Raw genomic sequence first — 26,779 nt, 5'->3', positions numbered from 1 at the left:
GGCCGAGCCACAGGAAAGGTCGATGAGGATCCGAGCGATGTGCGTGAGGCTTGCCGCGACGGCGTTGGCCATGCTCGTCACGCTGCCCCTGACCGTTCCCGCGGCCGCGCAGCAGGACCTGTTCCAGGATCGCCTCGGCGGGCCCCTGCCCTCGCCTTCGATCACGACCCCGAACCTACCCCCTGCCCTTCCATCCGCCGAGCCGGACGCGCAGCTCTCGCTGTCCGCGCTGCTGTCGGGTCCCGGGACCCCGCTTCGGCAGGGGCTCGCGTGGCGCGTCTACGAGGATCGCGGCGACGGCACCAAGCCGTCGATCATCGCCCGCTCAGGTGAGGCGGAGCCGCATTTCACCCTCGCCCCCGGCACCTACGTGGCGACCGTGACCTACGGCTTCGCCAGCGCTTCGAAGCGCATCGTGATGGGAGGGCAACCCACCACCGAGACGCTGCGCGTCGCGGCCGGCGCACTGAAGCTGTCGGGCGCCGTCGGCGACCAGAAGATCCCGCCGGCGCAGGTCCTGTTCTCGGTCTTCGTGCCGGTGGGTACCAATTCGGAGGGCCGCCTCGTGCGCTCCGGAATCAAGACCGGCGAGCTGCTCCGCCTGCCCGAGGGCACCTATCACGTGGTGTCTACCTACGGGGAATCGAACGCGATCCAGCGCGCGGATCTTCGGGTCGAGAACGGCAAGGTGACGGAGGCGACCCTGAACCACCGGGCCGCCACCGTGACCCTCAAGCTCGTGGCCGCAGCCGGCGCGGAGGCGTTCGCCGGAACCGCCTTCTCGGTCCTGACGCCCGGCGGCGACACGATCCGCGAGGCCATCGGCGCCTTCCCGCAGGTGACGCTGGCCGAGGGCGACTACGTGTTGATCGCCCGCCACGACGGGCAGGTCTACACGCGCGAGTTCAAGGTCGAGAGCGGTCTCGACCGCGACATCGAGGTCGTGGCCAAGTCGGGTTGAGGGCGCCAGACGGCCGGCCGATGCCTCAGGCCAGGCGCCGCGCCAGCGCGACGCAGGACGCGACCGCGATCGCGGCGCCGATCATCGCGGGCTCGATGCGCTCGCCGAGCACGAGGGCCGCGATGCCGAGCCCGAGGAAGGGCTGGAGCAGCTGGAGCTGACCGATGGTCGCGATGCCGCCCCGCGCCAAGGCCCGGTACCAGAACACGAAACCGATGAGCATGCTGAACAGCGCCACGTAGGCGAGGCCGACCCAGGCCGGCATCGGGATCGCGGCCGGGTCGGCCGGGCTCAGGACCAGCGCCAGCGGCAGGCTCAACGGCAGCGACAGCACGGTCGCCCAGGCGATCACCTGCCAGCCGCCAAGGCGGCGCGCCAGGACCCCGCCTTCCGCGTAGCCGAGGCCGCAGACCAGGACCGCGGCGAGCATGAGGCTGTCGCCGGGGCCTGGCGGGCCGTCGAGCCCGCGCGCCGCGAAGCCCACCGTGATCAGCGCGCCGACCAGCGACAGCAGCCAGAACGCGAGCGACGGGCGCTCGCCCGAACGGAGGGCGCCGAAAAGCGCGGTGGCGAGCGGCAGCAGGCCGACGAAGACCGTTCCGTGCGCGGCGCCGACGGTCCGCAGAGCCAGCGCGGTCAGCAGCGGAAAGCCGACCACGACACCGCAGGCCACGATGACGAGCGACGGGACATCACGGCGTGCCGGCCGCTTCTGCCGGAAGGCGAGCAGGGCACTCGCTCCGGCAAGCCCCGCCAAAGCCGCCCGGGCCGCGCTAAGGAACAACGCGTCCATGCCGGTCAGGGCGAGGCGCGTGGCCACGAGCGACGCGCTGAAGATGGAGACGCCGATCAGGCCGTCGATCCAAGCGCCCGGACTGCCTGCCGCGGACAAAGTCGCGCCCGAACTCTCGGCCACCATCGCTCTCCCGCCTCCAAACCTGCGAGCGGCATGCCCCGGCCCGCGTGCGCCAGCCAGGGACGATGGTGCGCCGTGCGGCCGATCTGTCCGGGCTTTCGATCAATACGGTTGACGGATCTGGGATGGGATCACGAACCGATTTGCCGCTGCCCATCAGGCGTGCAGAGGTTCCATGTTCCGGGCATTAACATTTCGGGTAGGAATTGGAACGATCGCGCGGGCTCCCGGCTTTCCAGCCACCCATTCCGGGAACTGGAGATCGCCATGCGCCGCCTCGTCCTCGCTACCCTTGCAGTCGCCGCCCTGGCCGGACCGGCTCTTGCCGCCAACGAGGCGCCTCCGACGGTCGCGCCGAAGTTCGAGACCGTCCCGCAGGATGCCGTGCTGAGCTACAACCTGATCGGGCTCACCGTCACGGACGCGCAGAACAACACTGTCGGCGAGATCAAGGACCTCGTGATCGATCACGAGAAGCTCACCGGCTACATCGTCTCGGTCGGCGGCTTCCTCGGAATGGGCGAGCGCTATGTGGCGGTCTCGCCTGCCTCGATCGCACTCGGCTACGACGCCGATGCCAAGAAGTGGAAGGCCATCATCGGGGCCAGCAAGGACCAGCTGAAGTCCGCCCCCGAGTTCAAGTACGACGGCAAGTTCAAGCGCTGATCCGCGGACACGCTAATCCAGAGCCGGGAGCGGGTCGACGCCGCGCCCGGCCATCGCCAGGATGCCGTCAGGGCGCCGCGGCAGCCAGACCGGTCACGCCTGGATCTGTGCCTCCAGCGCCGCCCGCGTCATACGGGCGACGATGGCGTCCCGCTTGGCTTGCCGCATGATGATTCGGGCGGCCGCTCGCGCGTTCGCGGCGCGGAGTTCGGCCTGCGGGCCACCCTCGCGCAGGGCCCGCGACGCGAGGGCGCGGAACCACTTCACGTTGGCCAGCGCGGCGGCCCGACGGCTGATCGGCCCACCGACATCGAGCGGCTTCTCTACTGTAACGGACGCCATTGGCTTAATCCTGGACTGCGATTCGCCGCTTGTCCGTACTTAAGACAAGAGATGGCGATGTTTTGCGACTTGGGCAATAGTGGCACCGATAATAAGTTCTGACGGATCGCCATGACCCGGCATCCTCGAAATGCGGTATGCCGCCGGTCCCCGAGTGACAGAAGGCACCGCATCCGCAGGTGCCCGCAACCTTACGGGAACGCCGGCCTGCAGAGATGACTTTTCTCCTCCGGAACCGAAGCGACGCCGGAATTGCTGGCGCATCCCGTGGAGGGGAGCGTGCCGACGATCTTCGATGCTCATACCTTTGCCCTCACCGCGCATGCGGGCCAGCTTGATAAGGGCGGCGAACCCTGCATGCGGCACCTCGAACGCGTCGCGAATGCCGCCCTTGCCCGTGCCGGCCACGCCCGCCTGGTCGACGGATTGGACATCGACCCGATGCGAGTGATGCAGGCTGCGCTGCTGCATGATGTGCTGGAGGACACGCCGCGCACGCCCGCCGACCTTCGGGCCGCCGGATTCGGCCCGGATGTGATCCGGACCGTGCTGATCCTCACCAAGCCGCAGGCCCGTGTCGCCTATTCCGAGCGAATCGCCAGCCTGATCGAGGCCGGCGATTTCGCCGCGATCCTGGTGAAGATGTCGGACACCGAGGACAACCTTTGCCCGTCCCGCATCCCGCCGAATGCCACCTTCCTGCGCGAGCGCTACGCAACCGCCTTCGCGCGTCTCAAAGAGGCTGCGACGGCGGCGGGCTATACGGGACGCTAGCCGAGCGGCAGTGCCGCCAGCAGCCGGTCAGGCCCGATCCAACGATAGGCAGTCGCGGATGAAGAGCCCGGCCTGGTCGAGCGCGCGGGCCGCTTCCGGGATCGGCGAGGCGACGAACACGTGGCACAGGTCTTTATAGCTGTGCAGCGCGACGGATGTCCGTGAACGCGCCAGACGTTCGTGCAACCGCGTAGCGTCCGGATGAAGGAGATCGCGCGTCCCCGTGAAGATCGCCACCGGCGGCAGGTCATCGAGCGGACCGTAGAGCGGGCTGACCCGCGGATCGTCCAGCGGCGTACCGGCGGCCCACAGACGCCCCGCCGCCCTGCAGCCCGGCACTGCGAGCATCGGATCATGGGGTTCGATGGCGAGAACGCGCGGATCCGAGAAGGTCAGATCCAGCGCGGGCGAGAACAGCAGCAGTCCCGCCGGCAGGGCGCCGCCCCGTGCCCTCAACCGTTGGGCCATTCCCACCGACAGGCAACCGCCCGCGGAATCGCCCGCGATGATCAGGCGCTCACGCTCGGTGATGAGATGCGAGTCGAGCAGCCGATCGAGAAAGGCATACGTGTCGCGCCACGTGCTCTCGGGAGCGAGCGGGTAGCGCGGCACGACGACTCGCGCGCCGACGCGGTCGATGAGAGCCTCGACGATCCACCAATGCGGTGCGAGCACGTCGAAGACCCAGGCGCCGCCGTGCAAGTACAGGATCGTGGCATCGGACCCGCCGACGCGTGGCCGAACCTCGAAGACCTCGACCCCATCGACCATGAACGTGTCGATGGCGAACTTGCGGCGCAGGCGGGCCGAGGGACGCGCGGGTTCCACGCGCCGGTGAAGCGCGATCTGACGGCGCAGGTCGTGACCGTCGCGTGCCCTGCGCTTCATGCCGCTCAACGGCAGCACGACATCGTTGATCAGCCGGGCTCGGACACTGACGCCGGAGGTGCGCGACCAGCCAAACAGTCCAAGAGAGACAATCCCGGTCGCCACAGCCGCCCAGGCCGCTCGTTCCGCATTCTTCGCCACGCCATCCGTCCTGTTCTGCGAAACTCGAGCGGTTCAATGGAGACCGTCCGCAGGCGTTCCCGGTCGGTCTCGACGAATCGTGCGGCGATGGCGCAGCCCGCAGCCGGCGCGTGAAACCGTCCTGCCGAACCGGGCGAACCAAGAGGACCCAGGGCGCCCAAGCGCGTGTGCTGCGTCGCGCCTCTGGCAACCGGAGACGCTCACGATGGTCACGGACGGATGGATCGGCCGCGCTTGGCAGGATTCGGGCGGCCACTGGCCCGCGCTCGCGCGGTGGGCGCCGCTGCCGATCCGCCTGATCGTCGGATACGGCTTCCTCGAGCATGGGCTTGCCAAGGCGGCCCGGGGATTGGATGCCTTCCCATCAATCCTGCACGCCATGGGCGTCCCGCTCCCGTACCTGATGGGTGTCCTGACGATCGCCGTGGAGATCGTTGGAGGTTTCTGTGTCCTGATCGGTGCGCTCGTGCCTCTGGCCAGCCTGCCGATGGCGACCGTGCTTCTCACGGCGATGTTCACGGTCCACTGGCAGTTCGGCTTCAGCTCGATCAAGCTGCAGGCGATTACGCCCGCCGGAGCGCAGTTCGGACCGCCCGGCTTCGAGACCGATCTTCTCTACCTTGCAGGATTGGCATCGCTGGTCCTCGGCGGGTCCGGGCCCCTATCGGCAGGCCGATTCCTGACGCGCGCGCTGGGGCGTTCGCCATCCGATCCTGCCGCCCGGGCAGCGCGTGACGAACGCCCCGACATCCCGTCGATGGGACCGAACTGAAGCCGTCGCGTTCGCCGGCCTGGTTCGGCGGGGCGGCTCTCGGTCAGGAACCCTGAAGTGGACCGTCCGGTTGGCTTAGGACGCGTCCGACGCGACGGCGTCTGGGCCTGCCCATCGTGATCTGGACGATGTCCTTACCGCGAAGCCGGGCCTGGACTCTGCCGCCTGCGGTGCAGGCTTCGCGAGGCCGGGAGAGCGCAGAGACGGGCGCGCGACCACGCAGCAGCAGGATTCGAATGAGCACATCGAAGAAGACTCCGGCGGCGGACCGTCATCACGGCGGCCCGGGCAGCAGCCATCAGGATGCCTCGAAGCCGCAGGCCGAAGAGCATCGCGGGCCGGCCCCAGGCTCTCCGACCAGCGACGCGAAATCCCACGTTTCCGGCGGCGGCGGCGAGCGGGACAGCCATCACACGCACAGCACACACGGCCGTGCACCGGACCGGACCGACCGGTCTCACTGAGCCCGGGCCGACGGTACGGCCGCGAAATTCCAAAGCGACCATGCGCGCACGCGGTGCGGCGTGCGTGGTCGGCAGATTGCGCGCACCGGTGTTCTCCGCGTGGGCCGCTCAGGCCGTTCCGACGCGATTCTGAGACAGCCCCGGTATCGTGAGAAGACGCCGCGTCGACCACCGCGGTGGCGTTGTGGCGCCACAAGATTGCGTCGGGTCTGCGGAGGCGTCTGTGAGCGCGCCGGTCCTCAGGCGGCTCACCGTGGCGGGCTGCTCCAGACAATCGGGGTGGTGACGCTTCATATCCAGCATTGGGTGTTCCCCGCGAGCCTCGGTCCAAGGTCAACCGCGGCCGAACGCGCGGGATCCTAGTTGTTCGACGCGTCGCTGACGCAAGCGTGACGGTCGGGCGGCCGCCGCCGGTGGACTGAAATCCCGAGCCAACGCGTCGCGATCCGCCCCAGTCGCGGCGTACCGGGCTGCGCCGAAAGTAGCCGACCGAACCGCCGTCGACAGCCGGGAACATTTGCCCGACCGGACGGTAGATCATCTGCCCGCGACGCCTTCGCGTATCGAGGAATTCAGCTTGGTCGAGACACATCCGCGATCGACGGCCCGGATTGGGCATCATCCGATCCATGCCATGCTGGTTCCCATCCCTGTCGTGTGCTTCGTCGGGACGTTGGTGACCGACATCGCCTATTGGTACACAGCCAACATGCAATGGGCGAACTTCTCCGCCTGGCTCCTGAGTGTCGGATCGATCGTGTCCGGTCTGGCGGTCGTTGCGGGGTTGATCGACTTCTTCGGTGATCGCGGCATTCGCAGGCTTCGTCCCGCCTGGATCCATGCCGGCGGCAATGCCGTCGCGCTCGTGCTCAGCATCATCAACATCTTCGTGCACAGCCGCGACGCCTACACGTCCGTGGTGCCGACCGGACTGATCCTCTCGGCGCTCGTCGTGCTCATCCTCCTGGTGACCGGCTGGAACGGCGCGGCCCTGGTCCATCGCTACGGCGTCGGCGTCCAGTCGGGAGAACGGGCATGACGCGCCTTCAACGGGTGCTCGCCGCGAGCGTGCTGCTGCCGCTCTCCGCCTGCGGCCCCGACCCGATCGACCCGCAAACGCAGATCGGACCGAATCCGCCGCTTCCGGAGCTCCACCAGTACCTGCTGCCGCCGATGCACGTCTCCAGCGCGATCGGCTGGAAGGACGGCGAGAAACCGCAGGTGGCGGCCGGCCTGGAGGTCAAGGCGCTCGCCACGGGTCTCAAGAACCCGCGCTCGATTCTGGTCCTTCCGAACGGTGACATCCTGGTGGCGGAAAGCGGCGGCCCGAATCCGCCCGTCAATCGCCCCAAGGAGATCATCATGGGCTGGCTCGAGCGGAAATCCCATTCCGCCGAGACGCCCGGGCAGCGGATCACGCTCCTGCGCGACGCCGACGGCGACGGTGTTGCGGAGCAGCGCTCCGTGCTCCTCGATAAGCAAAACTCACCCTTCGGTATGGCGTTGGTGGGCAACGATCTGTACGTCGCGGACACCGATGCCGTGATGCGCTACCCCTACAAGGAGGGCGAGACGCAGATCACCGAGCCAGGCGTCAAGCTCACCGAGCTGCCGGCGGGGCACATCAACCATCACTGGACGAAAAGCCTGACGGCGAGCCCGGACGGGAGCAAGCTCTATGCCGGCGTCGGCTCGAACAGCAACGTCTCGGAGAACGGGCTCGACGAGGAGAAGGACCGCGCGGCAATCTGGGAGATCGACCGGGCGACCGGCGCGCACCGGCTCTACGCGACCGGCCTGCGCAACCCGAACGGTCTGACCTTCGAGCCGCAGACGAAGGCGCTGTGGTGCGTCGTCAACGAGCGGGACGAGCTGGGGCCCGATCTCGTGCCCGACTATATGACCTCGGTGAAGGATGGCGGCTTCTACGGCTGGCCCTACAGCTACTGGGGCAGCCACGTGGATCCCCGCGCGATGCCCCAGCGCCCGGAACTGGTCTCTGCTGCGATCATGCCCGACTACTCGTTGAGCTCGCACGTGGCCCCGCTCGGGATGACCTTCTATTCCGGGACCGGTCTGCCGCAGACCTATCAGGGCGGCGCGTTCGTGGGCGAGCACGGTAGCTGGAATCGGGATCCGCTGAACGGATACAAGGTCGTCTACATCCCGTTCGAGAACGGAAAGCCGGCCGGCAAGGCGCAGGATGTGGTCACCGGCTTCGTCAACGCGGACCGGCAAGCCCGCGGTCGGCCGGTTGGCCTCGCCGTCGACACGCATGGCGGCCTGCTGATCGCGGACGATGCGGGGGGCGTCGTCTGGCGCGTCACCGGTGCCCAGTCCCAATCTCAGGCCGGGCCGAACCCGGTCATCCGCTGACGCCTCGGGCAGGATTCCACCGTGCCGCTCTCGTCCCGCTCACCGACCGCGATCAGCGACGAGGGCCGCCACGCTCGGGACCGCGGCGATCCGATCACCGCAAATCCCTATCCCGCCGAATCGGAGGCGCACTGGACCTGGGAGCGCGGCTATCGGATGCCGGACGCGCAGGCCCAGGATCCGCCGACGAAGCCCGATGAAGCGCCACAGCCGGATTCATCGTCGTAGAACGACCGGGCCGCGCAGCTGTCAGGTCAGTGAGATGAGGGCGACGCCGCCGATCATCAGCAGGCCGCCGAGCATACGCCAGGGGCCCGCCGTGTGCTGCACGAAGCCGAGCCAGCCGAAATGGTCGAGGACCAGGGAGGCGACGATCGCGGCCGTCACGGTCAGGCCGGTGAAGATCGCTGCGCCGAGCCTGTCGGCCAGCAGGATCATCGCCAGGACGTAGGTGCCGCCCATCGCGCCGCCGAGCCAAGCCCACCAGGGGACAGCGGCGATGCGCGCCCCGCCCGGCCAGCCGAGCCCGAGGAAGGGTGCGGCGAGGAGGTAGATCACGGCGTTCGTGAACGCCACGATCAAGGCCGCCAGGATCGGCTGGTCGAGTGCCTTGTTGAGGCTCGCATTCGCGCCGGTCTGGACGGTGTTGAGGATGCCGGCCGCAATCGCGGCCAGGGCTAGAAGGATCGGCATGCGAGAAGCGTGTCTCTGTCGCCCGGGTCTCGCATCAGGAACAGCCGTCCTGAATCGGTGTTCCCAGGAAGACCGACTGCGACGCTTCTCGATCAGCGGTCGGCAATACAGGGAGACACGCCATGAAGTTCATTGTGCTTGCCGTGGTCGGCCTCAGCGTTGCCGCCGCGCCCGCCCTGGCAGCCGAAAGCGGGGGCACGAGCCGATCCGGCACGGCCAACAGCACGGGCCCGAACGATGCCGGCTCCGGGTCGACGCCCGGCGCCAACGGCAGCGGCCCGTCGAGCGGCTCGCTGAGCCGCTCCGGGACCACGAACAGCACGGGTGCGAACGATGCCGGTTCCGGCTCGAAGCCGGGCGCCGGAAGCCGCTGACGCGATGAACGACCGTCTTCAGGCTCCGGTGAGCCGGGAGACGCTCCGCTCGACCCAGGCCGGGCGGAGCGCGGTCAGCGGAATTCCGGGCCAAACGCTCTGAATCCGTAACCTTTGGGACGCGTGGCAGTGCGTCCTCGCGTCGAACCTGACCACCTCGGAGGCGTCATGCCCATCAAACGATATGTGGTCGTCCTCGCACTTCTGTGTCTCGGCGTTTCGGCGTGCGACGACAAGCAGGCCCAGAACAACGCGCCGACCAAGCCTGACTCGACCAAGATGGAGCCGCAGACCGATCAATCCGCTCCGAGCCCGCAGAAGCGCTGACCGCTCCGGCATTGGTCTTCGGCGAGGCGTCGGACATAGCCGTAGGCCGAGCCTGAGGATCGGACGCCCCATTGGGGTGCCCCCGTGTCCGGCCAGAAACCGATTTCGGTGGAGCGCGCATCTTCAATCGTCACACGAAGTGCATCGGCAGCGCGCGATCCAAGACCTCGACATAGGTGCCGGCGAGCACCGCGACGGTTGCCGCGGCGACTGCGGCGGCCAGGGTCAGGCGAGCGAGAACGGTCATGGGAAGTCTCCTTCGGGTCCGCGATTGTCCTCGCGGCATGACCCCGATGTAAGCTCAAGCTTTGCGGGCCGGCGTGCTCCGGCACACCGAGACGTCGGTGTCTTGAGCGTGTGCACGGATCATCGGCTCCGCAGCAACCGCGCGGAGACAATCCCGAGGCTTAGGCTGAAACCGAGGCAGGCGACGGCAGGTCCGATGCGGTCGCCCGAGACAGCTGCGTGCCCCGAGACGAGCAGCAGGATTTCGCGCAGGCCGATCAGGCCGCAGGCTGCCGAGCCGAGTCCGGCGAGAAACGCCAAAGCCTTGAGCAACACCGTATCCGAACGCGTGCGGGACGAAACGGGCGCCACTGTGCCTTTTCACTTCGAAAGGACCAGGGGTCGAACACAGGTCAGGTTAAGCGGCGATGAGGCGGCTGACTAAAATAAACCTTGAAATTGCAGGTGGTTATGGATCCAAGGGCGCGACGATCTTGCCTCGCGCCACCTGAGTCTTGAGCGTGACCAAAAGCTGGGGCTCGAAGCTGAGACCGACCGCCGCGCGATCGGGCTCAGTTCACGGATGACCTCCTCGACCCCTTGGAATAGGCCGGGTGCGCTTTCGATCAGAGTCTCAGGCGGCGCGGACGGTGCCGAGGAAGCGATCGACCTCGGCGGCGAGGTGCTCGGACTGGCGCGACAGCTCGGAGGCCGCGCCCAGAACCTGGCTGGCCGCCGCCCCGGTCTCCTCCGCCGCGCCCGCCACGCCCGCGATCGTGCCGGTCACCGCGCCGGTACCGGCCGCCGCCTGCGTGACGTTGCGCACGATCTCCTGCGTGGCCGCGCCCTGCTCCTCCACCGCCGCCGCGATGCCCGCCGCCACCCCGTTGATCTCCCGGATCCGGCCCGTGATCGCCCCGATCGCCCCCACAGCCTGACCCGTCACCCCCTGGATGCGCGCGATCTGCCCCGAGATCTCGCCGGTCGCCCGCGCGGTCTGCTCGGCCAGCGCCTTCACCTCCGAGGCCACCACCGCGAAGCCCCGCCCCGCCGCACCCGCGCGGGCCGCCTCGATGGTGGCGTTGAGCGCCAGCAGGTTGGTCTGGCCGGCAATCGACGCGATCAGCCCGACCACGTCGCCGATCTTGGCCACCGCAATGTTCAGCTCCTGCACCAGCGCGCCGGTCTGGTCGGCTTCCGCTGCCGCGACCCGGGCGAGCTCCGACGAGCCCTGCACCTGCCGGCCGATCTCCTGCACGGAGGAGCCGAGTTCCTCGGCCGCCGCCGCGACCGTGTTGACGTTGCTGGCGGCCTCTTCCGCAGCGGCCGCGACCGTGCCGGACTGGGCCGAGGTCTGGCCGGCGAGCGCCGACATCGCACCCGCCGTGGCCTGCAGCTCGGTGGCCGAGGCCGAGACCGCCGACGATGCCGCCGACCGCAGCCTCGAACCGGTCGGCCATCTCGCGCATCCCGGCCTTGCGCTGCTCTTCCGCGGCCAGCCGCGCCTGCGCGGTCTCTGCCTCCAGGGACTTCATCTGGATGAGACCGTCCTTGAACACCTGGACCGCGGTCGCGATCGTCCCGATCTCGGTCTTCGCGCCCCGATGCGGGATCTCCGCCGACAGGTCTCCGGCGATCAGGGCCTGCATCGGCCGCACGACCGAGGCGATGCCGCGGGTGACGCCGAGGACGATCACCACGCCTGAAAGGATCGAGAGGCTGAGGGCGAGTACGATTGCGACAAGGATGACCGTCCAAGTCTCCTGGTAGACAGCCTTGCTCTGCGCCTGCGCGTCCTTGGCGCCTTCGTTGTTGATCGCGATCAGCTTCTCCAGCGCCTTGGACGCGGCGCGACGCGGGATCAGGCCCTTCGTCTCGTAGAGCTGGTAAGCCTCAGCCTTGTGGCCGCCGCGCGAGAGATCAACGACCTCATTGCGAACGGATTTGAACGTCTCGGATTCACGCTCGAATGTCTCGAATAGAGTCCGCTCGTCGGCGGAGCTGATCATCGTCCGGTAGGAGGCGATCTTGTCGGACAGCTTCTTGTCGAAGCTTTCCATGTCCTTCTCGATACTCCCGAGGAGTGCCGCGTCGGTGGCTTGCGTGTGCCGCAACAGGAGGCCGCTGCTGCGGGACGTGAGCGTGTCGATCTCACCCAGGATGCGGATGCTCGGCAGCCAATTCTCTTCGATCTGGAGCGCCTGCTCGCGCAGCTTGTACGTACTGACCAGCCCAAGCACCCCGAGGCCGACCGCGAAGACGGTCAGGATCGAGAAGGCGATCACCAGCTTGGTGCGGATAGAGACAGCTTGTAGCGACACGACGCCCTCTGAGCAGCCGAATAGAAGCATTCCGTGGCCGCTTGGATCACAAGTACGGGGGATCATTTAACAACCGATAAGCAATGCTGCCGATCGCCTCGCTGCTCTAAACGGCCGACGGCTCGCGCGCGGCCTGGATTGTCGGATTGTGCCCAAGCCGAACCGCGCTGCGCCCTGGTGCCGTTCGGTACCGGGTCGCCGGCTGAGATTTGGTCCGTGGCGGAGCGGCGTCGGCACGTTTTGCACCGCGCGCGTGTCTCCCCGCGATGTTTCAGCCCGCGCCACGGAAGCCGTTGACGACGTCACCCCTCGATAATAAATGACGATCATAATTTTTCGGATCACGCGGCAGCGACGGGGAACGGCGATGGATGCGAGATGGATGATCGGGGTCGCCGGCCTGGCCCTGGCGGCATGCTCGCCGGCCGAGACCGCCGTCCCGCCGGAGCCACCCCTGGTTCAGACCATCGCGGTCGCGCCTGCGGCAGGGGTCGTCGCGCGCTACACCGGCGTCGTCCGAGCCCGGACCGAGAGCAACCTCGGCTTCCGCGTCGGCGGCAAGATCTTCGAGCGCCTCGTGGATCCGGGCGACCACGTGCGTCTCGGGCAGCCGCTGATGCGCCTCGATCGGACCGACTTCAGCCTGGCGTTCAACGCAGCCCGCGCCTCGGTCGAGGCGGCCCGCGCTCAGATGATCAAGGCCAAAGCCGACGAGGAGCGCAGCCGGAAGCTCGTCGGCGACGGCTGGACGTCGAAGCAGACCTACGACCAGAACAAGGCCGCGGCGGATGCGGCCATTGCTCAATTCGCTAACGCCGAGGCGCAGGCGAGCCAGATCGCCAACCAAGCGGGCTACTCGGAGCTCCAGGCCGATGCCGACGGCGTGGTGATGGAGGTGCCGAGCGAGCCCGGCCAAGTCGTTGCCGCCGGTCAGACGGTCGTCAAGCTCGCCCGTGACGGCGCCCGCGAGGCGGAGGTGTTCCTGCCCGAGGGGAGCCGCGGCCTCGCGCAGGGTACGGCGTCGGCTACGCTCTACGCCGAGGGCGAGACGACCTATCCGGCAAAGCTCCGGGAATTGTCGGCCACGGCAGACCCGGCGACCCGCACTTACCGGGCCCGCTACATTCTCCTGGGCGGCGGCGAGACCGCGCCGCTCGGGGCAACTGTCACCCTCCGGCTGGAGCCGGCTCAGGCCGCGCCGACGACGTCGGTGTCGATCCCCCTCGGCGCCCTGTTTGACCAGGGCGGCGGCTCGGCCGTCTGGCGCTACGATGCCGAGACGCAAACCATCGCGGCGCAACCGGTCGCCGTCGCGCGCCTCTCGGCGGAGAGCGCGGAGGTCGTCTCAGGTCTGAACCCGGGCGACCAGATCGTCGCGCTCGGCGCCCACTTGCTCAAGGCCGGACAGAAGGTCCGGCAGGCGGCCGTGCGCATCATCGGAGTCGATCGATGAGCGCCTCCGGCTTCAACCTCTCGGCCCTGGCGGTTCGCGAACGCGCCGTCACGCTGTTCCTCCTGCTCGCGGTCACCGCGGCCGGGTTCTTCGCCTTCGAGAAACTCGGCCGGGCGGAGGACCCGACCTTCACGGTCAAGACGATGGCGGTCTCGGCCGCCTGGCCCGGGGCAACCACCGCCGAGATGCAGCGGCAGGTCGCCGACCCGCTGGAGAAGCGCCTGCAGGAACTCGTCTACTACGACCGCGTCGAGACGACGGTTCGTCCAGGCCTGCTGCTGATGAAGCTGTTCTTCAAGGACAGCATGCCGCCGGCGAAGCTCCCGTCGGAGTTCTACCAGGCGCGCAAGAAGCTGTCCGACCAAGCCTCCAGCCTGCCGCGCGGCGTGTTGGGGCCGCTGTTCAACGACGAGTTCTCCGACGTCTACTTCGCGCTCTACGCGCTCCAGGCGCAAGGGCTGCCGCACCGGCACCTCGTGCTCCGCGCGGAGGACCTGCGCCAGCGGCTGCTGCGCGTGTCGGGCGTCGAGAAGATCAACATCCTCGGTGAACAGGCGCAGAAGATCTTCGCCGAAATCTCCTATCAGCGCTTGGCCACGCTCGGCATCACCGGGCAGCAACTGCTGGCCGCGCTGGCGAACCAGAACGACGTGACGCCGGCCGGCTTCATCGAGACAGACGGACCGCGCGTGTACCTGCGCCTCGACGGCGCCATCGACGGTCTCGACGCGATCCGCAATCTGCCGGTGGCAGCGGGCGACCGCAGCCTCAAGCTCGGCGACATCGCCGAGGTCAAGCGCGGCTACGAGGATCCGAAAGCCTTCGCGATCCGCAACGACGGCGAGCCGGCCCTGATGCTGGGTGTCGTCATGAAGCCGGGCTTCAACGGCCTCAGCCTGGGCGAGGCGTTGAACGCCGCGGAGGTCGCGATCCATCACGAACTCCCGACCGGGATCAGCTTCATCAAGATCACCGATCAGGCGAAGGTGATCGCGGATGCCATTCACGAGTTCATGGTGAAGTTCTTCACTGCGCTCTCGGTCGTGATCTTCGTCAGCCTCGTGGCTTTGGGCTTCCGGGTCGGGATCGTGGTGGCGCTGGCGGTGCCGCTGACCCTCTCGGCCGTGTTCGTGGTGATGATGATCACCGGCCGTGACTTCGACCGCATCACGCTCGGCGCCCTGATCATCTCGCTCGGCCTCCTCGTCGACGACGCCATCATCGCCATCGAGATGATGGTGGTGCGCATGGAGGAAGGCGCCGACCGTATCTCCGCGGCGACCTACGCGTGGAGCGCCACCGCCGCGCCGATGCTGACCGGTACGATCGTCACGATCGCGGGATTCCTACCGGTCGGCTTCGCCGCCTCCACGGCGGGCGAATATGCCGGCAACATCTTCTGGGTGGTGGCCTTCTCGCTGATCGTCTCATGGATCGTGGCCGTGACCTTCACGCCGTATCTCGGCGTCAAGCTCCTGCCGGACATCAAACGCGTCGCCGGCGGCCACGAGGCGATCTACGCGACGAAGAATTATCAGCGTCTCCGCCGAATCGTGCGGCTGTCGGTCGACCACAAGTGGATGGCGGCCGGCATCACCGTGGCGTTGTTTACCGCGGCCGTGGTCGGCATGGGCAGGGTCGAGAAGCAGTTCTTCCCGAATTCCGAGCGGTCCGAACTGATCGTCGAGGTGACGCTGCCGACGGGGTCGGCATTCGCCGCCACCGAGGCCAGCGTCCGGAAGGTGGAGGCGGCCGTTCGGAGCTTGCCCGAGGCGCGCGAGATCACGAGCTACATCGGCCAGGGGATGCCGCGCTTCGTACTCTCCTTCGATCCCGAACTGCCCGATCCCGCCTTCGCGCAAATCGTCGTCCAGACCGCCGATGCCCAGGCCCGCGACGTGCTGCGAGGGAAGATGCGCCAGCTCGTCGATGAGGGGCGCTTTCCCGAGGCGCGGGTGCGCGTGCTGCAGATCGTGTTCGGGCCGCCGGTCCGCTTCCCCGTGGCCTTCCGGGTCGTCGGACCCGACCTCGACGTCATCCGCGGCATCGCCGCCGAGGTGCGTGACGTCATGATGGCCAATCCCAACATGCGCCTCGTCCACCTCGATTGGGGCGACCGGACGCCGGGTCTGCACCTCGCCCTTGACCAGGAGCGTCTGCGCCTGATCGGCCTGACGCCGAAGGAGGCCGGCCAGCAATTGCAGAGCTACCTCAACGGCACGCCCGCGACGCAGGTCCGCGAGAATCTGCGCACCGTGGACGTGCTCCTGCGCAGCCCCGGCCCCGAACGTCGCTCCCTCGGCGACATCGGCGACCTCACGCTCGGCACGAAGGACGGACGGCAGGTGCCCCTCTCCCAGGCCGCCCACCTGGAGAGCCGCAACGAGGACGCGGTCCTCAAGCGCTACAACCGCGAGACCTACATCCGCGTGCAGGGCGACGTGATCGACGGCAAGCAGCCGCCGGACATTCACGCGCAGATCGTCCCCGAACTCGCCGCGATCAAGGCGAAGCTGCCGCCGGGTTACCGCATCGACACGGCCGGCTCGGTGGAGGAGAGCGAGAAGGCGATGAGGGCGCTGGTGACGGTATTCCCGCTGATGCTGATCGTGACCCTGACGGTCATCATGCTGCAGGTCCGCGCGTTCACCACCATGTTCATGGTGTTCGCGACCGCGCCGCTCGGCCTCGTCGGCGCCGTCCCGACGCTGCTCGCCTTCCACCAGCCCTTCGGCTTCAACGCGATCCTCGGCCTGATCGCGCTGTCGGGCATCCTGATGCGCAACACCCTGATCCTGGTGGACCAGATCCATCACGACCGCGCGGCGGGGTTGTCGGATTACGAGGCCATCGTCGAGTCGACGGTGCGGCGGGCGCGTCCGGTGATCCTGACGGCCGCGGCCGCGATGCTGGCGTTCATCCCGCTGACCCACTCGGTGTTCTGGGGCGCGCTGGCCTACGTGCTGATCGGCGGCGTCGGCGTCGGGACGCTCCTGACCCTGCTGTTCCTGCCAGCGCTCTACGCCCTCTGGTTCCGTGTGGTGCGCGAGCCGCGCGGGAAGGAGGCTCCGGCCGGGCCGGAGACGATGCCGCATCGGGCCGGAGCCTGAGAGCCGACGCAGATGGGTCACGCCGCGATCTCGCGGCGTTCCAGGATCGCGCGCTCACGCGGTGAACGCGCGGTACGGCGACCGGCCTGCGCTTCGCCCCCTCGCGCAGGCCGGCCTGTCGCCGACGCAGAACCGCTCCCGCCCGGAGGTGATCGGATGCCCCTTCTTTAGATGACAGCGCGCATCTATATTGGCGGCAGGAACGCCGAGGGATCAGGCCATGCCGAGAGTTTCGCAGGAACAGGCCAGGATCAACCGGCAGCGCGTCGCCGAAGTCGCCGCAGCCCTTTTCCGTGAGCGCGGTCTCCACGGGATCGGGGTGGTGGACATCATGGCCGCCGCCGGGCTGACCCATGGCGGATTCTACGGCCAGTTCGCCAACAAGGATGCTCTGGCGGCCGAGGCGTTCGATGCGGCACTCACCGAAGACCGGGGGGCCATGGACACCCTGGTCGCGAACTACCTCTCTCTCGGCCATGTCCGGACGCCGGGAAAGGGATGTCCGCTGGCGGCGCTCGCGAATGACGTTTCCCGTGAGCTCTCGGGCAGCCTCGTCCGGGACCGGTTCACGCAAGGCGTCGAGCGACTGGCGTCCACCATCGCCGGTTTGATGCCGAAGGCATCGAAGGAGCGGCGTCGGCAACGCTCTCTCGCGACGATGTCCACGCTCGTTGGCGCCGTCGTCCTCGCGCGAGCCGTCAACGACGAGGCGTTGGCGCAGGAGCTTCTGGAGGCGGCACAGGCCTCCGTGGCGTCCTGAGACGCGCGGGCTTGAGCGTCAGGCGGATCGTCCGGGGACCCTGCCTGCATAGTGCGAATGAGCTTGTATGCTGCACCTGTATAGATTATGGACGGCATGAAAATTCGAACCTGTGGATCGGCGCCGCCGCTCGTAGGTCGCGTCTTCTCGGGCTGCTCCACCGGCAATCCCAAGAGGTCCACCGATGACCGACGAAGCGCCTTCGAAGACGCCTGCCTCTGCACGGCGGAGAATCGTCGAGTGGGCTGATCCCCATGTGATCGCTGCGGCGGGGCGCAACGTTGCGGGGCTCGACTTCCTGCGTTCGCTGTTGGCCGGAGAAATCCCACCTCCGCCCGCGATCCAATTGCTCGGTATCGAAATCGTGTCGGTTGATCCGGGTACGGCAAGCATGCGGATGCCGGCCGCGGAGTACCTCTTCAACCCATCGGGCTCCGTACACGGTGGCTCCCTCGCCACGCTCCTCGACAGCGTCATGGGCTGTGCCGTGCATTCCACCCTGCCGGTCGGCCGCGGCTACACGACGCTCGAGTTCAAGATGAACTTCCTGCGTGCGGCCAACGCGAGGTCCGGCGTCCTGACCGCGGTCGGACAGGTCGTCCACGGCGGGCGTCGCCAAGCCGTGGCCGAAGGTCGCCTCAGCGACTCGTCTGGCCGCCTCGTCGCGACCGCGAGCACGACCTGCCTCCTGTTCGATCTGCCCGGGGCGGTGGCGCCCGCTCTCGCCGGCTGATCGGCAGCCGCGCGCGCGGCCCCGGGTGCCGCGCTTGGCGTCGTCAATCGGTTCTGCTCAGGAGCGCGCTGCGGATGATCGGTCTGCAACTTTGCCCGCGGCGCCTAAACAAATCTCCGACGGCGCAGACTTTCCAGAAGCCTGTATCAGCCTGCCTTGGCACGGGTGCCGAAGGCCGATCGTCGGCCTGATCAGATGCGGTCGGCTCACGGCGTCCTACCTGTCGTGGTCACGCACGCGTGGCGACGTGTGGCCGGCAGTAGCTGTCGCGCACGGCCGGAATATCATCGTAACCGTCAACGGTGCAGAAGAACGTGCATACAAGCCAAGCGGCCAGGGCGAGGCACAGCACGCCGTTGTAGAGCCACAGACCGATCACGCGCTTGCTAGGCAGGTTCGCCAACCCGACGACCGAGCCCGGCACCCAATCGACCGCGAACACGATGGTGCCGAAGGCCCCCAGAACACCGGCCATCATTACGGCGAGAGCAGTGGCAGTCATTCCGGTTCTTGCCCGAGACACCCGTCCCACGATGGCGCTGCCGCGACGGTCACGCCGAACGCGCACAATACGCTGACGGGGGACCGCTGGACCAGCACCGGGGTGACCGATCACACCTGCCCGGTCGATGGCCTGGAGGTCAAGAACCCCCGTCGAACCGCCATCATCGCGCCGTTGTTCACGGATCTCTGGCTAGAGATCGCGGGTTTTCGTCGGAACGTCCGGATCGTTGTCGGCAGCGCGTGGCTGCAACCGCACGATCGGGGATGACGCGGACGCTTCAGCCCGCGACGCCAACCCGCCGGTAGGCCGCCACGAACGCTTCAGCCGCCTCTTTTGTCAGGTCGGTGACGATCAAGCCCGGAACGGATACAGTCCAGAGGCCGTCGTCATTCTGCGAGATCCCGATCTCCGGCATGAGAACCTCCGCTCGCCGACGTTTCTATGTCGCGAAAGTGGGCGAGGTTCCGGATCGAAGGCCTCGGGCAGCCCGCCGATGGTCAAGAGCATGGCCATGGCCAGAAGACCGCCACGCTTCAGTAGAAGCGTCCTAAAACCACTGATGTGAAGGGTGTCTGCTCAGACTGCCCCGTCAAGGGGCGTCGCAGCGACTAAGTCTTGGTGGGCGCACTAGGGTTCGAACCTAGGACCCGCTGATTAAGAGTCAGCTGCTCTACCAACTGAGCTATGCGCCCGATCGCTGTTGCGATCGCCCGGCGGCCACCAAGTCCGCTGGGGTGGCGGGCTGATACCAACGCCGCCGGGGACTGTCCACCCCCGAAGGCAGCTTTTTCTCATTCTGCGGCGGCATGCTGTGCATGGACGCGCACGGCATGGGCCGCGAGCTTGTTCAGCGCCGAGAGATACGCCTTCGCGGACGCGACCAGCGTGTCCGGATCGGCGCCGCGGGCCGTGACGCTCCGGTCGCCGTCACGCAGGCGGACCGAGACCTCGGCTTGCGCGTCCGTGCCGCCGGTCACAGCGTGGACCTGATAGAGTTCCAGTTGCGCCTGATGGGGCACCAGGGCCGTGATCGCGTTGAAGACGGCATCGACCGGACCGTTGCCCTCGGCCTCCTCGATCCGCGTGCCGGTCTCGTCGGCCAGGCGCAGGGTCGCACGCTGCGGTCCCCGCGTGCCGGCCATCACCGACAGGGAGACGAGACGGATCCGATCGTGAGCCGTGGCGAGGTTCTCGCCGACCAGCGCCTCGATGTCCTCGTCGTAGACGTGTTTCTTGCGATCGGCGAGTGCCTTGAACCGCTCGAATGCGTCCTGGAACTGGTTATCGGACAGGTGCAGGCCGAGATCCTCCAGCTTCGAGCGGAACGCTGCCCGGCCCGAGTGCTTGCCCATCACCAGAGAGGTCTTGGTCAGGCCGACCGAGGCCGGAGTCATGATCTCGTAAGTCTCGGAATTCTTGAGCATGCCGTCCTGGTGGATGCCGCTCTCGTGCGCGAAGGCGTTGCGGCCGACGATCGCCTTGTTGAACTGAACCGGGAAGTTCGTGGCGTGGCTCACGAGCTTCGAGGCGCGCGTCAGCATCGCCGACTCGACGCCGGTCTCGTAGGGCAGCACGTCGGCGCGGGTACGCAGCGCCATCACGATCTCCTCGAGCGCGGCGTTGCCGGCCCGCTCGCCAATGCCGTTGATCGTGCACTCCACCTGCCGGGCGCCGCCCTCAATGCCCGCCAGGGAGTTGGCGATCGCGAGGCCGAGATCGTTGTGGCAGTGGACCGAGAAAACGGCCTTGTCGGCGTTCGGCACGCGCTCGCGGACATTCGCGAACATGTCGCGGTACTCGGTGGGCGTGGCGTAGCCCACCGTGTCGGGCAGGTTGATCGTCGTGGCGCCAGCCTTGATCGCCGCCTCGACGCAGCGGCACAGGTAGTCGATCGGCGTGCGCGTCGCATCCATGGCCGACCATTCCACGTCCTCGACGAGGTCGCGGGCCTGCGCCACGGTCTTCAGGATGATCTCGGCGACCTCGTCCTGGCTCTTGCGCATCTGATGCGCGAGGTGGATCGGCGACGTCGACACGAAGGTGTGGATCCGCGCGCGCTTGGCGTGGCGCACGGCCTCGCCGGCCCGGGCGATATCGGCGGGGATCGCGCGGGCGAGGCCCGCGATGGTCGCGCGCTTCGTGCGCCGGGCAATCTCCGACACCGCCTCGAAATCGCCGATCGAGGCGATCGGGAAGCCGGCCTCGATGATGTCGACGCCCATCGTGTCGAGGAGTTCGGCCACCGCCAACTTCTCGCCGAAGGTCATGGTGGCGCCGGGGCACTGCTCGCCGTCGCGCAGCGTCGTGTCGAAGATCACGATGCGGTCGCGGGCCGAAGTGGTGCTGGTGGTCGAAGTCATAGCATTACCCTGTCGCGGGCCGCCCGGCTCTCGGCGCGGTGCGGCGTGGTGCCCGAAGGGGCGGATTCGCGAATGGAAGATCTCCCCTGAAGGCCCAGGCGCGCGCCCGGACGGCCCTCAGGGGCGGGTAAGCAGAAGCGGAAGAGCAAGCCCGGCGCGGCGCGCGCGCGACCGCGGCGCCGTCGCTGCGGCGCGGGCGGTCTCGGGCGCTGAGCCGGCTCTGGCCAAGGCTCGTCTCTCCTATCAGCGGCCCACGCGGGAAGCTCTCACGGCGCGGTGCAGCCCGTAGGTATCTCCGGAGCCGCCGGAACACAAGCGAGACGGGCGCTAAGCCCACCCCTGCTCGCCGACGTTCACGCGCCCGCCGCCCCCTGCCTGTGCGCCTCAGCGCAGATGCTCGCGGCCAGATCGTCGTAGAAGACCATCTGGCAGGCAGCCCAGAATTCGAATTCCTCCAGCAGCGAGGGATCGAAAAACGTGAGGCTGCGACCGTCGGTCCGGAACCATCCGGCCGCTTCGGCCTCCTGCAGCAGATTGCCGACATGCGCGCGGGACACCATTAGGTGATCCGCCAGCGCGCGCAGGCTCAGCGGCATCGCCGCCGGTGCGTCCGGGACCGAGGCCGCATAGTGCGCGCCGGCGACCGCAGTGAGCAAGGGGTAGCCGCAGTCCCGGTTCGTGAGCCGCAGAATCCGCGGGAACGGCTCGGTCAGCATGCCGTGCCGCAGAACGTGGCGGGCCGATCGATAGACGAGTTCGCCGAGGCATTCGGGCTCCGCCAGTGTCCCGGCGAGGGCGGGCTGCCTATCCGCGAGTCTGTCCATAGCCGCGACGAAGAGACGTCCGGACCGACCGATCTCGACCACGAGGGCAGGAGCCGCCCGCAGACACTTCAGCCGGGCGTCCTCGGGATCTGATTCGACGGTGACGAAACGGGCGGCCTTCAACGTTGCCACGAAGGCGGCGGTCTGGCGGGCGCTGGTTCCGACGAGGGCCTGCAGCGCGGTGAGAGTCGGAGGCGGGCCGCCGTGATGGCGCCATGCGTGATCGTTGTGGATCAGCATGAACGAGACGCGATACCGTCCGGCCTGGTTAAGCATCTTGTGTGTCGGCCACACGATTTCGGTCGGTGCGAGAGCATCACGACAGTATTCTGCCATTATAATGCGAAAATCTGGCTTGTATATAGGCTTAGATGTTCGGGAGAAGAATGCATCGTCGGGCATAATTGGCCTGAGAGCCTTCTTTATGCGGATCCGGGCTAAGCACATCGCGTGCGCGCGCCCAGATATCCATGCAAAGTTTGGACTCTGCAATTCAAACCGGAAGACGTTACCAATGCAACTGCTTGGGTCGGTGCCGACGCGCAGGACAGTCGCCGCAGATCGATGGTGCAACGCGCGCTCAGCCCGTCCGGGATCCATTGTCATCGGGAGCTAAGCCGTGTCTGACGAGCATATGTCCTTCATCTCGCGTCGGGGCCTGCTGGCGGCCGCCGTCGGCTCGCTCGCAGCCGCATCGGCTCTCGACATCCGCGCCGAGGCCGCAGACGCTGCCGCGCCCCCCAATGCGCTCAGCCCAGACGCGGCGCTGGCGCGGTTGCTTGAAGGCAACGCGCGCTACGTGGCCAACGCGCCCGCCAACAAGGACTTCTCGGCCGGCCGGGCCGCGCGCTCCGCCGCGCAGTACCCGATCGCCTGCATCGTCGGCTGCGCCGATGCGCGGGTCGCTCCCGATTTCGTGTTCGATCAGGGTCCGGGTGACCTGTTCGTCGTCCGAATCGCTGGAAACTTCGTCAACACCGACAGTCTTGCGAGCCTGGAATACGGCGTGCAGGTCCTCGGTGCGCCGCTGATCCTCGTGCTCGGCCACTCGGATTGTGGGGCGGTGAAGGCGACGATCGACGTTCTGAAGACCAACGCCGCCCTCCCCGGCCATCTGCCCACGCTGATCGACGCGATCCGCCCATCGATTGATCTGACCGAGAAGGCGCGGGCGGCGGATCCCCTCGCCGAGGCCATCGCCCAGAACATCCGGTACAATGTCCGGCGCCTGAAACAGGCCGGGCCCATCGTCGCCGAGCGCGTCGCGCACGGACAGGTGAAAGTCGTGGGCGGCTTCTACAACATTGCCACCGGCAAGGTCGCACTCCTCTGAGGGGCCGGCACGGCGGTCGGCTGATTGCACCGCCGCCTTGCCAACGACGGTCCGCCCTCGATAAAGCCCGCCGGCACGTCGAGACCAAACCCGCGAGACCGTCATGGCCAGCTACAAGCTCCTGCTCCTCCCCGGCGACGGGATCGGTCCGGAAGTCGCGGGCGGCATGCAGGTCGTGCTCGACGCCCTTAAGGAGACAGGCCTCGCGACCTTCGAGACCGAGACCGACCTCGTCGGCGGCAGCGCTCTCGACGCCCACGGCGTCCCGCTGGCGGACGCGACCCTGCAGCATGCCAAGGATGCGGACGCGATCCTGCTCGGCGCCGTCGGCGGTCCGAAATGGGCCGGCGTCGCCTACGAGAACCGCCCCGAGGCCGGGTTGCTGCGTCTCCGCAAGGAGCTCGACCTGTTCGCCAATCTGCGGCCTGCGATCTGCTACCCGGCGCTGGCCGAGGCTTCGACGCTGAAGCGCGAGCTGGTCGAAGGGCTCGACATCATGATCGTGCGCGAGCTCACCGGCGGCGTCTATTTCGGCGAGCCGAAGGAGATCACCACCCTTGAGGACGGCTCGAAGCGGGCCGTCGACACCCAGGTCTACACGACGGCGGAGATCGAGCGGATCGCCCACGTGGCGTTCGACTTGGCGGGCAAGCGCTCTGGTCGGGTCGCCTCGGCCGAGAAGCACAACGTGATGAAGTCCGGCGTCCTGTGGAAAGAGGTCGTCACCAAGGTTCATGCCGAGCATTACCCCGGTGTACAGCTGGAGCATATCCTGGCCGACAATTGCGCGATGCAGCTCGTGCGCCGGCCCAAGCAGTTCGACGTGCTGGTGACCGACAACCTGTTCGGCGACGTCCTGTCGGACATCGCCGCGATGCTCACCGGCTCCCTCGGCATGCTGCCCTCGGCCTCCCTCGGCGCGGTCGACGCGAGCGGCCTGCGGAGCGCCCTCTACGAGCCGGTCCACGGCTCGGCCCCCGACATCGCCGGCCAGGACAAGGCCAACCCGATCGCCATGATCGGCTCGCTCGCCATGTGCCTGCGCTACTCCTTCGGCCTCGGCGACGCCGCCGATGCGCTGGACGGTGCCATCACGGACGCGCTCGCGGGCGGCGCGCGGACTGCCGACATCGCCGGCGAGGGAACGAACCCCATGGGCACCCGCGCCATGGCCGCGGCCGTGGCGGACGCGCTCCGGGCGCGGGTCGGCTGAGACACGACCTCGGCGCGTCGCAGCACCGGAGGTCGATCCCCAACCGTGTGTTTCGACGCATGGCGGACCGGCGCGACCTTCGCTATGACGCGCCCATCGAAGATTGGGAGCGTCATGAAGGCCGGAGACGGGGCGTCTGAGCGCGCGAGCGCGGATTTCGGCTTCGAGCGCGTGGCGCTCGACGAGAAGCAGGGGCGCGTCGACAGCGTCTTCCACTCGGTCGCCCGCCGCTACGACATCATGAATGATCTGATGTCGGCGGGCCTGCACCGGGCCTGGAAGGCGCAGCTCGTCTCCATGCTGCGGCCGCCGCAGAACCGCGCATTCGCGCATCTCGACGTGGCCGGCGGCACCGGCGACGTGGCGTTCCGGGTGCTGGCCGCCGGAGGTCCCCGGACACGGGTGACGGTTCTCGACATCAACGAATCGATGCTGCGGGTCGGCGCGGAGCGGGCCCGCGAGCGCAAGGTCGACGAGGCCGGTGACCGGATCGCCTTCGTGACCGGAAACGCCGAGACCCTGCCGCTCCCCGACGCATCCTTCGACGCCTACACGATTGCGTTCGGCATCCGGAACGTGCCGCGGATCGAGACGGCCCTCGCCGAGGCGCGGCGCGTGCTGAAGCCCGGCGGTCGGTTCCTCTGCCTGGAATTCTCCGCCGTCGACATCCCCCTGCTCGATAAGATCTACGACGCCTATTCCTTCAACGTGATCCCGCGCATTGGCGCCCGGGTGGCGGGGGATGCCGAATCGTATCGCTATCTGGTCGAGTCGATCCGGAAATTCCCGACGCGCGGCGCCTTCGCGGGCATGATCGAGCGCGCCGGCTTCCGACACGTCACCGACCGGGCGCTCACCGGCGGGATCGTGGCGATCCATTCGGGCTGGAAGGTCTCTTGACCGCCGCCGTGCGCGACGGGGGCCAGCACCGATGATCAGCGCCGCCGTCAACCTGTTCCGCGGCGCCCGGGTCGGCTTCGTGCTGGCGCGCGAAGGGGCTCTCGCTCTCGCCGATCCCACGGAGCTGCCGCCGCATCTGCGCCTAGCCCTTCGGATCGGCCGCTCCCTCGAACGGCCCGGTCTCGGACGACGGCGCCGCCCGGCTGTCCGCCGCGATGACCCGGCTCGGCCCGTCTTACGTGAAGTTCGGGCAATTCCTGGCGACGCGTCCGGACATCGTCGGCATGCGGGCGGCCTTCGATCTGGAGAAGCTGCAGGACCGGGTGCCGCCTTTCCCGCAGGAGGTCGCGCTCCGGACCGTCGAGATGGCGCTCGGCAAGCCGGTCGGCCAGCTGTTTGTCTCGTTCAGCGAGCCGATCGCGGCTGCCTCCATCGCGCAGGTCCACAAGGCGATCGTGCAGGATCCCGACGGCACGCAGCGCGCGCTCGCCGTGAAGGTGATGCGCCCGGGCGTCCGCGAGCGTTTCATGCGCGACCTCGAGGTCATGCGCTTCATGGCCCGCGTGGTGCACGCCCTGTCTCCGCAGGCGGAACGGCTGCGCCCGCGCGAGGTCGTGGAGATCCTCGCCCGCTCCGTGCTGATGGAGATGGATTTCCGTCTGGAGGCTGCGGCCGCCTCCGAACTGGCGGAAAACACCAAGAACGATCCCGATTTCCGCGTGCCGAAGCCCGAATGGGAGCTGACCGCCCGCGAGGTCCTGTCCGCCGAGTGGATCGACGGAACCCGGCTCCACAGCGCCGCCGACCTGATCGCGGCCGGGCACGATCCGCAGACCATCGGGCGGACCGTGATCCAGAGCTTCCTCCGGCAGGCGATCCGCGACGGCTTCTTCCACGCCGACATGCATCAGGGAAACCTGCTGGTGGATGCCGAGGGGCGCCTCGTGGCGGTGGATTTCGGCATCATGGGCCGGCTCGGTCCGCACGAGCGCCGGTTCCTCGCCGAGATCCTCCTGGGCTTCATCCTGCGCGACTACCACCGGGTGGCGAAAGTCCATTTCGAGGCGGGCTACGTGCCGGCTCACCATTCCGTCGAGGATTTTGCGCAGGCGATTCGGGCGATCGGCGAGCCGATCCACCAGCGCCGTGCCGACGAGATCTCGATGGCCAAGGTTCTGACGCTGCTGTTCGACGTCACGGCCCTGTTCGACATGAGCACCCGCACCGAGTTGGTCATGCTCCAGAAGACCATGGTGGTGGTGGAGGGCGTGGCCCGTTCCCTGGACCCGCGGCTCGACATGTGGACCACCGCCGAGCCGGTGGTCCGCGCCTGGATCGCTCGCAACAT

Annotated in this window: 27 protein-coding genes, 1 tRNA gene and 2 pseudogenes; 19 read left to right on the top strand and 11 right to left on the bottom strand. The window is 67.9% G+C overall.

Going from position 1 to position 26,779, the window contains the following annotated elements:
• Window positions 1-37 precede the first annotated feature (37 nt).
• Complete coding sequence (locus M6G65_RS01425) at window positions 38-961, top strand: hypothetical protein (RefSeq protein ID WP_238198336.1); 924 nt, start codon at window positions 38-40, stop codon at window positions 959-961.
• Between the two features lie 25 nt (window positions 962-986).
• Here the strand turns inward: M6G65_RS01425 and M6G65_RS01420 are convergent, their stop codons facing one another.
• A complete protein-coding gene (locus M6G65_RS01420) occupies window positions 987-1,880 on the bottom strand; it encodes a DMT family transporter (RefSeq protein WP_238198339.1) in 894 nt (297 codons plus the stop codon).
• Between the two features lie 264 nt (window positions 1,881-2,144).
• On the opposite strand from M6G65_RS01420, the gene M6G65_RS01415 reads away from it, so the two are divergent.
• Window positions 2,145-2,543: a PRC-barrel domain-containing protein gene (locus M6G65_RS01415; protein ID WP_192707139.1), complete on the top strand. Its 399-nt coding sequence runs from the start codon at window positions 2,145-2,147 to the stop codon at window positions 2,541-2,543.
• 93 nt (window positions 2,544-2,636) lie between these two features.
• On the opposite strand, the gene M6G65_RS01410 is transcribed toward M6G65_RS01415, so the two are convergent.
• On the bottom strand, window positions 2,637-2,885 hold the full coding sequence (locus M6G65_RS01410) for a hypothetical protein (RefSeq protein WP_238198341.1): 249 nt from the start codon (window positions 2,883-2,885) through the stop codon (window positions 2,637-2,639).
• 279 nt (window positions 2,886-3,164) lie between these two features.
• Here M6G65_RS01410 and M6G65_RS01405 point away from each other — a divergent pair, with 279 nt between their 5' ends.
• A complete protein-coding gene (locus tag M6G65_RS01405) occupies window positions 3,165-3,659 on the top strand; it encodes an HD domain-containing protein (protein ID WP_238198342.1) in 495 nt (164 codons plus the stop codon).
• A 27-nt stretch (window positions 3,660-3,686) separates the two neighbouring features.
• On the opposite strand, the gene M6G65_RS01400 is transcribed toward M6G65_RS01405, so the two are convergent.
• Complete coding sequence (locus M6G65_RS01400) at window positions 3,687-4,688, bottom strand: alpha/beta hydrolase fold domain-containing protein (protein ID WP_238198344.1); 1,002 nt, start codon at window positions 4,686-4,688, stop codon at window positions 3,687-3,689.
• A gap of 205 nt (window positions 4,689-4,893) precedes the next feature.
• On the opposite strand from M6G65_RS01400, the gene M6G65_RS01395 reads away from it, so the two are divergent.
• The 5 genes from M6G65_RS01395 (at window position 4,894) to M6G65_RS01375 (ending at window position 8,528) form a co-directional block, all read left to right on the top strand.
• Entirely contained in the window at window positions 4,894-5,460 is a 567-nt protein-coding gene (locus tag M6G65_RS01395) for a DoxX family protein (RefSeq protein WP_238198346.1), read from the top strand.
• A gap of 236 nt (window positions 5,461-5,696) precedes the next feature.
• On the top strand, window positions 5,697-5,924 hold the full coding sequence (locus tag M6G65_RS01390) for a hypothetical protein (RefSeq protein WP_238198348.1): 228 nt from the start codon (window positions 5,697-5,699) through the stop codon (window positions 5,922-5,924).
• Between the two features lie 634 nt (window positions 5,925-6,558).
• Window positions 6,559-6,963: a DUF2231 domain-containing protein gene (locus M6G65_RS01385; protein WP_238198364.1), complete on the top strand. Its 405-nt coding sequence runs from the start codon at window positions 6,559-6,561 to the stop codon at window positions 6,961-6,963.
• Window positions 6,960-8,300, top strand: a complete 1,341-nt coding sequence (locus tag M6G65_RS01380; protein WP_238198350.1) for a PQQ-dependent sugar dehydrogenase — start codon at window positions 6,960-6,962, stop codon at window positions 8,298-8,300. The genes M6G65_RS01385 and M6G65_RS01380 overlap by 4 nt, the downstream gene beginning before the upstream one ends.
• Window positions 8,301-8,321: 21 nt before the next feature.
• Entirely contained in the window at window positions 8,322-8,528 is a 207-nt protein-coding gene (locus M6G65_RS01375; protein ID WP_238198352.1) for a hypothetical protein, read from the top strand.
• A 21-nt stretch (window positions 8,529-8,549) separates the two neighbouring features.
• Here the strand turns inward: M6G65_RS01375 and M6G65_RS01370 are convergent, their stop codons facing one another.
• Complete coding sequence (locus M6G65_RS01370) at window positions 8,550-8,993, bottom strand: DMT family transporter (protein ID WP_238198354.1); 444 nt, start codon at window positions 8,991-8,993, stop codon at window positions 8,550-8,552.
• A gap of 122 nt (window positions 8,994-9,115) precedes the next feature.
• Here M6G65_RS01370 and M6G65_RS01365 point away from each other — a divergent pair, with 122 nt between their 5' ends.
• On the top strand, window positions 9,116-9,367 hold the full coding sequence (locus M6G65_RS01365; RefSeq protein WP_192707132.1) for a hypothetical protein: 252 nt from the start codon (window positions 9,116-9,118) through the stop codon (window positions 9,365-9,367).
• Between the two features lie 168 nt (window positions 9,368-9,535).
• Entirely contained in the window at window positions 9,536-9,694 is a 159-nt protein-coding gene (locus M6G65_RS01360; protein WP_192707131.1) for a hypothetical protein, read from the top strand.
• A gap of 366 nt (window positions 9,695-10,060) precedes the next feature.
• On the opposite strand, the gene M6G65_RS01355 is transcribed toward M6G65_RS01360, so the two are convergent.
• Both M6G65_RS01355 and M6G65_RS01350 read right to left on the bottom strand, forming a co-directional pair.
• On the bottom strand, window positions 10,061-10,252 hold the full coding sequence (locus M6G65_RS01355) for a hypothetical protein (protein ID WP_250103474.1): 192 nt from the start codon (window positions 10,250-10,252) through the stop codon (window positions 10,061-10,063).
• Window positions 10,253-10,553: 301 nt separating this feature from the next.
• Window positions 10,554-12,240, bottom strand: a pseudogene (locus M6G65_RS01350) (methyl-accepting chemotaxis protein).
• A 367-nt stretch (window positions 12,241-12,607) separates the two neighbouring features.
• Between M6G65_RS01350 and M6G65_RS01345 the strand changes: the two are divergent.
• From M6G65_RS01345 to M6G65_RS01330, 4 genes are all read left to right on the top strand, one after another.
• On the top strand, window positions 12,608-13,693 hold the full coding sequence (locus M6G65_RS01345; protein ID WP_238198553.1) for an efflux RND transporter periplasmic adaptor subunit: 1,086 nt from the start codon (window positions 12,608-12,610) through the stop codon (window positions 13,691-13,693).
• Window positions 13,690-16,803: an efflux RND transporter permease subunit gene (locus M6G65_RS01340; RefSeq protein ID WP_250103473.1), complete on the top strand. Its 3,114-nt coding sequence runs from the start codon at window positions 13,690-13,692 to the stop codon at window positions 16,801-16,803. The genes M6G65_RS01345 and M6G65_RS01340 overlap by 4 nt, the downstream gene beginning before the upstream one ends.
• A gap of 220 nt (window positions 16,804-17,023) precedes the next feature.
• Complete coding sequence (locus M6G65_RS01335) at window positions 17,024-17,563, top strand: TetR family transcriptional regulator (RefSeq protein WP_250104328.1); 540 nt, start codon at window positions 17,024-17,026, stop codon at window positions 17,561-17,563.
• Between the two features lie 184 nt (window positions 17,564-17,747).
• Window positions 17,748-18,296, top strand: a complete 549-nt coding sequence (locus M6G65_RS01330) for a PaaI family thioesterase (protein WP_238198559.1) — start codon at window positions 17,748-17,750, stop codon at window positions 18,294-18,296.
• 229 nt (window positions 18,297-18,525) lie between these two features.
• On the opposite strand, the gene M6G65_RS01325 is transcribed toward M6G65_RS01330, so the two are convergent.
• The gene (locus tag M6G65_RS01325; RefSeq protein WP_238198561.1) at window positions 18,526-18,798 is read right to left on the bottom strand and encodes a hypothetical protein; all 273 of its coding nucleotides are present in this window, start codon (window positions 18,796-18,798) and stop codon (window positions 18,526-18,528) included.
• A 102-nt stretch (window positions 18,799-18,900) separates the two neighbouring features.
• Between M6G65_RS01325 and M6G65_RS01320 the strand changes: the two genes are divergently transcribed.
• Window positions 18,901-19,068, top strand: coding sequence for a hypothetical protein (locus M6G65_RS01320; RefSeq protein WP_238198563.1), 168 nt, complete (start codon window positions 18,901-18,903; stop codon window positions 19,066-19,068).
• Between the two features lie 10 nt (window positions 19,069-19,078).
• On the opposite strand, the gene M6G65_RS01315 is transcribed toward M6G65_RS01320, so the two are convergent.
• The 4 genes from M6G65_RS01315 to M6G65_RS01300 all read right to left on the bottom strand — a co-directional run bounded on the left by M6G65_RS01315 (window position 19,079) and on the right by M6G65_RS01300 (window position 22,387).
• Window positions 19,079-19,216 (bottom strand): hypothetical protein, encoded by a 138-nt coding sequence (locus M6G65_RS01315; protein ID WP_238198565.1) that lies wholly within the window; start codon window positions 19,214-19,216, stop codon window positions 19,079-19,081.
• Between the two features lie 201 nt (window positions 19,217-19,417).
• A tRNA-Lys gene (locus tag M6G65_RS01310) sits at window positions 19,418-19,493 on the bottom strand.
• A 99-nt stretch (window positions 19,494-19,592) separates the two neighbouring features.
• Window positions 19,593-21,161, bottom strand: coding sequence for a 2-isopropylmalate synthase (locus tag M6G65_RS01305; RefSeq protein ID WP_250103472.1), 1,569 nt, complete (start codon window positions 21,159-21,161; stop codon window positions 19,593-19,595).
• A 353-nt stretch (window positions 21,162-21,514) separates the two neighbouring features.
• Window positions 21,515-22,387: a cyclic nucleotide-binding domain-containing protein gene (locus M6G65_RS01300; protein WP_250103471.1), complete on the bottom strand. Its 873-nt coding sequence runs from the start codon at window positions 22,385-22,387 to the stop codon at window positions 21,515-21,517.
• Window positions 22,388-22,604: 217 nt separating this feature from the next.
• Between M6G65_RS01300 and M6G65_RS01295 the strand changes: the two genes are divergently transcribed.
• The 4 genes and pseudogenes from M6G65_RS01295 to M6G65_RS01280 all read left to right on the top strand — a co-directional run.
• Window positions 22,605-23,318: a carbonic anhydrase gene (locus M6G65_RS01295; protein WP_373323847.1), complete on the top strand. Its 714-nt coding sequence runs from the start codon at window positions 22,605-22,607 to the stop codon at window positions 23,316-23,318.
• A 103-nt stretch (window positions 23,319-23,421) separates the two neighbouring features.
• A complete protein-coding gene (leuB, locus tag M6G65_RS01290; RefSeq protein ID WP_238198571.1) occupies window positions 23,422-24,531 on the top strand; it encodes a 3-isopropylmalate dehydrogenase in 1,110 nt (369 codons plus the stop codon).
• A 114-nt stretch (window positions 24,532-24,645) separates the two neighbouring features.
• Entirely contained in the window at window positions 24,646-25,431 is a 786-nt protein-coding gene (gene ubiE / locus M6G65_RS01285) for a bifunctional demethylmenaquinone methyltransferase/2-methoxy-6-polyprenyl-1,4-benzoquinol methylase UbiE (protein WP_238198573.1), read from the top strand.
• Window positions 25,432-25,646: 215 nt separating this feature from the next.
• A pseudogene (locus M6G65_RS01280) lies at window positions 25,647-26,726 on the top strand (AarF/UbiB family protein); the annotation flags it as partial.
• Window positions 26,727-26,779 lie beyond the last annotated feature (53 nt).

The organism is Methylobacterium tardum (assembly GCF_023546765.1).
Classification (GTDB): domain Bacteria; phylum Pseudomonadota; class Alphaproteobacteria; order Rhizobiales; family Beijerinckiaceae; genus Methylobacterium; species Methylobacterium tardum.
Note: the sequence above shows the minus strand (reverse complement) of the source record. Positions and strands in the feature narration are given on the sequence as shown.